The following is a 9,057-nucleotide window of genomic DNA, read 5'->3' on the forward strand; positions in this document are numbered from 1 at the left end:
CCCCGGAGCGCACCCTTCAACACCTCAAGACAGTCAGAAAGGGCCCGCGATGGTCGCTCGTGAAATTGCCACCGGCGGTCGCGGTACGAAGCCGTCCCCTAGGTGGCACGGTCCTGGACAACGGGGAACCGGCTGGTCCGAAGCCCGACAGCTTGCCTTTGACGTACCCGCCCCGCTCCCGCCCGTGAATGTCCCCCTGGCATTGGCATCAGGCCGCACACTGGCCCGAGACGTCACAGCACAACAGAACCTCCCCCATTACTCTTCCTCCGCAATGGACGGCTGGGCCATCAACGGCAGCGGACCCTGGACCCTTTCCGAGCAACGACACACCTTGTCACCGGGCCACGCCAACACCATTGCCACCGGCGGACTGGTACCTCCCGGCGCAACTTCAATACTCCGCAAGGAAAGCGGCCAGGTCACGCAGGACGCTGATGGCAAGCTCCTGCTAGCTCTTAATGACCGCGCACAGCACGGGGAACCACAAGTGAGTCAGCACATACGCCATGCCGGTGAAGAAGCGGCGGCGGGCGAAGTACTGATCCCGGCTGGCACCATTCTGAACCCCGCTCACATTGCCCTCGCCGCTGTGGCCGGCCACGACGAACTCCAGATCGATGCCAAACCACTAGTAGCCATCGTGCTGACCGGCGCGGAAGTCGTGTCGGCCGGCATTCCTGCCCCAGGACAGGTCCGAGACACGTTCGGTCCCCAACTGGGCACCGTCATTTCACTACTGGGGGGCATCCCTGACAATCCCCACCGAATCGGGGATTCTTACGACGAATGGCTATCGGCCCTGGGAAATCCCGAGGCATTCCCCGGGGAGCAACCGGACGTCATCATAACGACAGGCGGAACCGGGCCATCCGGCACCGACCACCTCCGTCGCGTCGTGGCCGCGCTTGGTGGGCGACTGCTGTTGGACGGCATCGCCATGCGCCCAGGCCATCCTGCTGTTCTGGCCGAACTCCCGGACGGTCGGTTCGTCGTCGGACTTCCTGGCAATCCTCTGGCCGCCATGATGGCTCTCACCACGCTGGTAGAACCGTTACTGGCCGCCCTCGGAAACAGGTCCCTGAGAGCCGTCGGGGAGGCGATTTCAGGTGCGGACGTCGACCCGGACCGGGACCGTACGCGTCTCATTCCCTGCAGAATAATCCATGGTCTGGCGTTTCCCATCCCGCATACGGGCTCCGGCATGATGCGCGGGCTAGCTTGGGCCGACGGCATCATTGTCGTCCCCCCTGGAGGTGCCTTGGCCGGCGAGACGGTTCCGGTGCTCCACCTCCCCTGGTCGACGTCCAAAGACACCGTCGTTGCCGCAAACAATGGAGCACGGAGCACACCATGGCACGCATGACACAGCGTCGGAAGATCCAGCGCTTTCACCTGGACGGTTCCGGAACCGAATACCCGGTGCAGTTCAAAGAAGACGTACTGGCCGCTGAGGAGCCTCTGGAAATCCGTGTCGGCGGCCGCTCCTTCGCGGTCACCATGAGGACACCCGGGGACGATTTTGACCTAGTAGCCGGGTTCTTGGTCTCTGAAGGCATCATCCGTTCACAAGCCGAGCTGGTCTCCCTGCGCTTCTGTACCGGGGATGCCGGCGGAGAACAGACGTTTAACGTGATTGAGGCCCAATTGAGGCCGGATGTGGCCATGCCCGACACCATGCGGCATGTCTACACCTCAAGCTCATGTGGCATTTGCGGGACCGACTCGATCGACGCCGTCCGCAAGACCCTCCATTTTGATCCTTCCCAGGACGCACTGCGGGTCCCCGTGGATCTCATCGCAGAACTGCCGGCGCGGCTTCGCGAGGCCCAAGCCCTCTTCGACAAGACCGGCGGCGTCCATGCGGCTGGCCTGTTCAAGGTGGATGGCGCAAACCCGGAGTTGCTTTGTCTTCGCGAAGATGTAGGCCGCCACAATGCAGTGGACAAAGTGGTGGGGTGGGCCCTGCGCCAGGACCTGTTGCCCTTGACCGGCACCGTTCTCCAGGTATCGGGGCGGGCCTCCTTCGAGCTTGTCCAGAAGGCGGCCCTGGCCGGCATTCCAGTGTTGGCAGCCGTGAGCGCACCTTCAAGCCTGGCCGCCGACCTCGCTGCCGAAACCGGAGTGACGTTGATTGGATTCAGCAGGGGGCACAGCCTGAATGTCTACGCCGGCCACGAAAGGCTGATCCGTCCGCGTACAGCCAGCTGCGAGGAAAACCATGCCCGGCTTTGACTTTATCCTCGCCGAACTGACTGAGGACCCCCTATCCGTGAATCGGGCGACGGCGGCCGTCGAGGGGGACGACGCCGGCGCTGTGGTCAGCTTTAGCGGAGTGGTGCGAAACCATGACAGCGGGAAGGCCGTCAACAGATTGAGCTACTCGGCTCACCCCACCGCACACCAGGTCTTGGCCGAACTTGTGGAAGAACTGGTCGCGGAGCACTCCGGGATGGGGGTATCGGCCGTCCGCATCTGGGCCGCCCACCGCGTAGGGCTGCTCAACGTCGGTGATCTCGCACTCGTATGTGCCGTCTCGGCGGCCCATCGCGGCCAGGCCTTTTCCGTGTGTTCAGAAGTTGTGAACCGCATCAAGGACCGTGTGCCGATCTGGAAAGAACAGTTCTTCGAAGACGGCACCGTGGAGTGGGTCGGTGCAGGCCAAGACATAGCCACCCGCCCAACCTCGCCAAACCCAGAAAAAGGAGCATCATGACCGCGAGCATTTCGACTGGCACGTGGCTTCGCGGCCCGTGCCGCCTGGGCACACCCCAACTCATTAGAAAGGTTTTTACATGACCCAGCTCAACGACCAAATACATACTCTTCCAGTTAGCAGCAACGGGAAGGAATCGGTGGATATCCAACTGGACTCATCCAGTCCAGTGACCGTTCGGCTACAGCTAGCTGGTCACTGCAGTTGCCAGCACGACAACGGTAACCGCCCTGGTTCGTACATTGACAGTGATCTTGGCATCCGCTGACGGCGGCCGCGACCAGCGCCCTGGATCAGCCTGAACCATGACCGTTCAGCTGGGTATCCCCGCATTGCGCCCCGTCCTCACCAACTATCAGGGGACCGCTCCGGATCCGCCCCCGTCCGAACTTCCTTCGGCACTGCTGGACCGCTTTGGCCGTCAAGCAACGGACATGCGGCTGTCAGTCACTGACAAATGTAACCTTCGCTGCACCTACTGCATGCCGGCAGAGGGCTTGCAATGGCTGCCAAATAAAGCCGTCATGACGGCGGTAGAGATTGAGAGAATCGTCGGCCTCGGCGTCGAGCGTCTGGGTGTGAGGGAACTCCGAATCACCGGCGGAGAACCCCTGGTCCGGCCGGACCTCGTGGATATTATCGCCGCGCTGCGGCGGCGCCACCCCCGCCTCCCCATCTCTATGACTACCAACGGCGTCGGGCTTGAGAAGAAGGCGAAGTCGCTCAAAGCGGCGGGTTTAACCAGGGTCAGTGTCTCCCTCGACTCCCTGCATGAGGAAACTTTTACGCAGTTGACCCGGCGCCCGTTCCTCGGCGAAGTTCTCGCCGGTGTCGAAGCCGCCCGCGCCGTTGGCCTAGGCCCGGTCAAGATCAACGCCGTGTTGATGAGGGGTATCAATGACCACGGAGCCCCGGGGCTCTTGGCATGGGCATTGGAGCGAAACTTTGAACTGCGCTTCATCGAACAAATGCCGTTGGATGCCCAACGCGGATGGAACGAACGGGAGATGATTACCGCCCTCGAAATCCGCACCCTGCTGCCACGGACTTCGTCTTGGAGCGGGATAGCCGTCAGCGGGACGGCGCGCCAGCCGAACGGTTTGAAGTGCGACGGCGGAACGGTGCTACGGGTGAGGCATCCGGGCCTGTTTTGGGAACCGTGGGGATTATCGCGTCCGTCAGCGAACCTTTCTGTGCCGATTGCCGACGAACCCGCATTACCGCCGAGGGAAAGATTATGAGCTGCCTGTTCTCTCGGGACGAATTCGACCTCTTGGGGCCTTTGCGAACCGGTGCGCATGACGATGAACTGGTGCGGCGCTGGCAGGATGCCATGTGGATGAAACCCCGTGCACACGGCATGGACCAGACTGGCCTTGGAACAAAAGAGTTTGTGCAGCCAGACCGCAGTATGAGTTCGATCGGAGGCTAAGAAACCATACTCGTACGATACTTCGGTTGAACGCTGCGACGGATACTCAGCAGGCGCACCTTCCCTGGCCGGGGTCATCCCGCAGTCCAGCTCCCTCCGCAACGAGGTCGCCTTACGGGACAGCCCTGCGGCGACGGCCTCCTGCAGGGCCCGTTGATGTCACCCGGCTTTACCCCATCCCCGCAGGAACACCGCACCAGGGAACACTCTGATGCGGCCCGTCATTGTCGTAATGGGTGTGTCCGGGGCAGGAAAATCAGCCGTGGGATCCGCGCTTGCGCAATATCTGGGCGTTATTTTCATTGACTCCGATTCGCTGCACCCGCAAGCCACGTCGAAAAGATGGCCGTAGGCACCCCCAGGACGGACGAGGTGGCCCTGGCTCGGACTCGTAGGTGACGAACTCGCTTCGACCCACGCCGATGGAATCGTCGTGGCTTGCTCAGCCCTCAAGCGCGCCTATAGGGACGCAATCCGAGTCAAGGCACCCTCGGCAGTGTTCGTTCAACTCGACGTCGAGCTCTTTGTTCTGCAGGACCGTGTGTGGCCTTGGCGGCCATCAAACCCACGTCGTAGACAGGTTGGGCGATGACGGTCAGGGGCGGTGGGGTGAAGCGTGTTCAGGCAAGTCCTCATACTTCAGGAACGAGACGTCCGCCGGGATGGACAGGTTCAGTTCCTGGATGGCCTCCACCGCGCTGAGCGCGATGAGGCTAGCCCATTTCCGGGCCTATTATCTCGAGAAGGTCTGGCGCCCATAAATAGTCCGGCGTAGCGTTTATAAATCCACACTGAGTCCGTTGGAGGAGCACGAAGTGGCCGGATGGAATTCTGACACAGCCGCAGGACCTCTCGGGGCGGGCACAGTCACGTTGGTGGCCGGCTCCTCCTTCTGCATCTCCTCCGCCGACGGGGACATTCGTCCCGAACTGCCGCATGGGGTCTTTCACTTGGACACACGCATACTGTCGCGTTGGCATCTAACCATCAATGGCCAGTCACTTGAACCGTTGGCAGCAGAGACCAAGGAACCCTATCGGGCCCTCTTTGCGTGTCGCGTTCCGCGCTCCGACGGATATGCGGACAGCCCCTTACTGGTCGAGAGGCTGCGTGAGGTCGGAGCGGGGATACTGGAAGAGATCACCGTCCGGAACTATTCGCTCCAACCGGCCCATTGTACGATCACGCTGGTCGTCGAGTCGGACTTCGCAGACCTCTTTGAGGTGAAGGAAGCGCGGGTCACCCGCCGCTGGAATGAGACGCGGCTGCCGAAAGGCAACACCTTGGAAATCCGGGCCGAGTGGCAGGGAGTGAGAAAAAGCGTAGTGGTCAGCGCCGAAGGTGCCACCGCCTCAGCTGAGGCCCTGAGTTTCAATGTAACCGTACCCCCTTCCGGCCACTGGAGCAGCCGGGCGAGCGTAGTACCAACGCTCGACGGAGCAGGGACCGTGGCGCCCTTTGCCCATCCAGTTCAAGGGGAAATGTCCCCCAGCGACCGGCGCCGCCAAGAGTGGGTGGCAAAGATCCCGGTCCTGCAGATGGGCAACCGCTCCATCGAAAGCACCCTGAGACGAAGCTACGAGGATCTGGGTGCCCTACGAATCCAGGATCCGGACCATCCGGAGAGAGTGGTGGTGGCTGCAGGAGCGCCCTGGTTCATGACGTTATTCGGTCGCGACTCCCTATGGGCTTCCGAGATGGCGTTGCCCGTGGACCCTTCCCTAGCCTTGGGCACCCTGCGCACGTTGGCAGACCTCCAGGGGACTGCAGTTGATCCGATGAGCGAGGAAGAACCGGGAAAGATTCTGCATGAAGTCCGGCTAGGCGTCTCCAGCGGTCTGGCCTTGGGTGGGAAGTCCGCCTACTACGGCAGCGTCGATGCAACGCCGCTCTTTGTGGTTGTCCTGGGATCGGTCAGCCGCTGGGGCTTCGCCAAGGATACTATCTCCGCCCTCCTTCCCAACGCCGACCGCGCCCTTGAGTGGATCCGGGACTACGGCGACCGCGACGGTGATGGTTTCGTGGAATACGGCCGGCTTAACGAACACGGTCTCATCAACCAAGGATGGAAGGACTCATGGGACGGCATCAACTTCGCCGATGGCACCATCGCTGAACCGCCGCTGGCGCTCTGCGAAGTCCAGGCGTACGTGCATGGAGCGTATATGGCCAGGGCTTGGATGGCTTACGATGACGGCGACCTTGACTTGGCAGCAGAGCTTCGGAATCGAGCGGACGTCCTTAAAAAACGATTCAACGAAGAGTTCTGGCTACCTAAGAAGGGCTATTACGCGGTTGCGTTGGACCGTGACAAACGGCCCGTGGATGCGTGTGCTTCTAACATGGGTCACCGCCTGTGGTTCGGACTCGTGGATGAGGACAAGGCCCCCTTTGTAGCAGAGCGCTTGATGTCTGCCGAAATGTTCAGCGGTTGGGGGATTAGGACACTGGCCCGCGGCATGGGTGCCTACAATCCGGCCAGCTACCATAACGGATCGGTCTGGCCGCACGACAACGCGCTGATTGCGGCCGGGCTGTTGCGGTACGGCTTCGTGGAGGAAGCACAACGGATTGCCACAGCGCTGCTGGAAGCAGCCGAGTACTCCGGTGGACGGCTTCCGGAACTCTTTTGTGGCTTCGCCCGCGAACAGTTTGCGCAGCCGGTTCCATACCCGACCGCCTGCTCACCTCAGGCATGGGCTGCCACCACGCCGATCCAGCTGATCACTGGACTAATGCGCTATGACGCCCACATCTCGTTGGGCGGCCTTTGGCTGGATCCGGTGCTGCCCGAGTCCTATGGCGAACTGCACATTAGCAATGCCCCCATGGGCGATGGGCGCATCTCCATTGACATCATCGGCTCGACGTCAAACGTTCACGGCCTGCCGGAGGGCATAACACTCCATCATGGCCAGCGGCCGTGGATCACGGAGCTCGTCGAGAAAGCACACTTACGCCGCCCTGAAAGCCCCAGCACCCAGAGATAGAAGAGCAAGTTCATCCGGCTACGGTTTCTTCGCGTGGAGCAGTGCAGACCAGCTTCTGCCAGGCAGACCCTCGCCAGTCGCCCCGGAACACAGCAGGTGGAGGCTCCGGTAGTGACAGCAGTCTGAAGGTGAACCGGCCCTCGTCCTCCGGCGCGATCGTTGTCGCCGTTGTTTGGTGCCCAGGCGCGACGATTCTCGCAGAGCACTGTCGAGTAGGACCGACCCCGTACACCACTTCCCAACCGGCGTTTTAATCAGGGGACGCATCCGTTCTTGCTACCCGTGCCATCTTGGCCGACCCAAAGTCGGAGTAGTCGGCCGGCCTGGGTTCGCCCCAGATGACCAGCACCTTCAGCGGCCCCTTGCCGGTATTAAGCAGATCATGCCGAGTTCCAGCCCTAGCCAGGACAGCGTCACCGACTGCTACCGAGTAGGTTTCGTCTTCGACGGTCATTTGACCCGTGCCCTCGGTGACAACATAGATCTCCTCCAGCGGGCGGCCGGGCTCAGCATGTGAATGCATTCCCTCGAAGCCTCCGGGAGGCAGCTCCCAGGTTTGCACTGCCACAGGCAGTTCGGACTGACCGTAAAAAAGCCACTGCATCTGCAGTGGCGAGCCCTCGTGAAGGTTATACAGAAAGGCGCGTGTTCCTGCTCGTTCAAGCATTCAGGTCTCCTTCCTCCCTCTATAGCATCCTCAGCCGGACTGCGCTTGTCCACGCCGGCGGTGTTTATGGCAGCCCTGCCTCTGACCGACATGCCGGCTTATCTCGGAGTGGACCAGGCAATGCCACTGCCCAGTGAACTTTCCAACATGGAATCGCCGACGCGAATTCGCGTTGGTCATTCTCGGTGACCCGGATCCATCACATGGATCGGCGCCCGGGGGCTGCGGTTCTTCGTTTCCCATGCGACGGCAGGCTGTGCGCAACGTCCTGTGCTGGCAATTCCAGCAATTGCAGGGGCGATGTTTGTCCCTGCTGGATCATGGGCAGCATGGGGTGATGCCGAGGCTGCCGGCCATGAAGGGGTACTTTTTTCGATTTCCGGAGGGCCGGAGCGTCCGCCGCCAGGTGGCAGGGGCGGCTGTGATCCTAAGTGCATATCTGACGCTCTCTATGGGCTGGGTGAAGGCGGGCAGGCGTTTCCAGACCGCAAACCTCCTCGGTGCTTGTGCCTTCATTATCAACGGTGCATTCCACGAAGCAGGGCCCTCCGTGGTCACGAATATAGTCTGGTTCCTCATTTCCGCCGTCGCGCTTCTTCGCATGCGTTCGGCATGCCAGCCGCCCGAGGCAGCCGTTGATATCTTGACGGTTCAATTCCCCGGGGTTCCTGACACAACCGGCCATCTAGCAGTTGTTGAGGCCCTCACTGGTTCCGTTCACCGCGATGTTGACGGGCAGCGTCCACTTGGATGATCCGGACCTCCGTTGATCTACCGCTGATGCACAGTGAACCGTGGCTGCGCCGTGGCCGTAGGCTGTCAGCTGTCCTGAGAGAGTTGTTTCGAGTTGAACAGTGCGCCCTGTTCATATCCGGTCCCTGGCGGGGGTTGGACCAAGCAGCCTGAGTGTGATGAGCCGTGGATCAATCATGCACTCATTGTGCACTGTTATCTCCAATATCTTGCGCTTTTGTTGCAGTGCAATCGTCCCTAATCTCATGATTACAAGGTTTTCCACAACACCGCTTGGACCACCCAGCCGTGGCTGCCACGAATCGCATAATTACCCACGCCTCCGGGAGGAAACACATGTCTGCTCCAGTTTTGCCCATCAATTCACGCGGAAAACTCGCTTCATCATTGCCTGCAGAGCAGCTGGCGGAAATCAGCGAGTTGTTCGATTTCCGGCGCGTGGGATATTCCCTCGATGCCCCCTTCTACACTGATCCGACGATTTTCAGCATCGACATGC

6 protein-coding genes and 3 pseudogenes are annotated in these 9,057 nt (G+C 61.1%); 7 read left to right on the top strand and 2 right to left on the bottom strand.

The genetic code is table 11. The features are described 5' to 3' along the window. The first annotated feature begins 49 nt into the window (after window positions 1–49). From DAD99_RS07925 to DAD99_RS21580, 5 genes and pseudogenes are all read left to right on the top strand, one after another. The gene (locus tag DAD99_RS07925) at window positions 50–1,366 is read left to right on the top strand and encodes a molybdopterin molybdotransferase MoeA (RefSeq protein ID WP_193341080.1); all 1,317 of its coding nucleotides are present in this window, start codon (window positions 50–52) and stop codon (window positions 1,364–1,366) included. Then, a complete protein-coding gene (gene fdhD, locus DAD99_RS07930) occupies window positions 1,354–2,235 on the top strand; it encodes a formate dehydrogenase accessory sulfurtransferase FdhD (RefSeq protein WP_193341081.1) in 882 nt (293 codons plus the stop codon). The genes DAD99_RS07925 and fdhD overlap by 13 nt, the downstream gene beginning before the upstream one ends. Beyond that, entirely contained in the window at window positions 2,222–2,716 is a 495-nt protein-coding gene (locus DAD99_RS07935; RefSeq protein ID WP_193341082.1) for a molybdenum cofactor biosynthesis protein MoaE, read from the top strand. The genes fdhD and DAD99_RS07935 overlap by 14 nt, the downstream gene beginning before the upstream one ends. A gap of 434 nt (window positions 2,717–3,150) precedes the next feature. After that, window positions 3,151–4,148: pseudogene (gene moaA / locus DAD99_RS07940) on the top strand (GTP 3',8-cyclase MoaA). A gap of 232 nt (window positions 4,149–4,380) precedes the next feature. Next, window positions 4,381–4,500, top strand: coding sequence for a shikimate kinase (locus tag DAD99_RS21580; protein WP_227007793.1), 120 nt, complete (start codon window positions 4,381–4,383; stop codon window positions 4,498–4,500). A gap of 127 nt (window positions 4,501–4,627) precedes the next feature. Here the strand turns inward: DAD99_RS21580 and DAD99_RS21585 are convergent. Then, window positions 4,628–4,860, bottom strand: a pseudogene (locus tag DAD99_RS21585) (substrate-binding domain-containing protein); the annotation flags it as partial. Between the two features lie 103 nt (window positions 4,861–4,963). On the opposite strand from DAD99_RS21585, the gene DAD99_RS07950 reads away from it, so the two are divergent. Continuing rightward, window positions 4,964–7,138: an amylo-alpha-1,6-glucosidase gene (locus DAD99_RS07950; protein WP_193341083.1), complete on the top strand. Its 2,175-nt coding sequence runs from the start codon at window positions 4,964–4,966 to the stop codon at window positions 7,136–7,138. Between the two features lie 250 nt (window positions 7,139–7,388). Here the strand turns inward: DAD99_RS07950 and DAD99_RS07955 are convergent, their stop codons facing one another. Continuing rightward, a complete protein-coding gene (locus DAD99_RS07955; RefSeq protein WP_193341084.1) occupies window positions 7,389–7,805 on the bottom strand; it encodes a cupin domain-containing protein in 417 nt (138 codons plus the stop codon). Between the two features lie 1,089 nt (window positions 7,806–8,894). Here DAD99_RS07955 and DAD99_RS22125 point away from each other — a divergent pair. Further along, window positions 8,895–9,057, top strand: a pseudogene (locus DAD99_RS22125) (aromatic ring-hydroxylating dioxygenase subunit alpha); the annotation flags it as partial.

Source organism: Pseudarthrobacter sp. AB1 (genome assembly GCF_014926485.1).
In the GTDB taxonomy this organism is placed as follows: Bacteria; Actinomycetota; Actinomycetes; order Actinomycetales; family Micrococcaceae; genus Arthrobacter.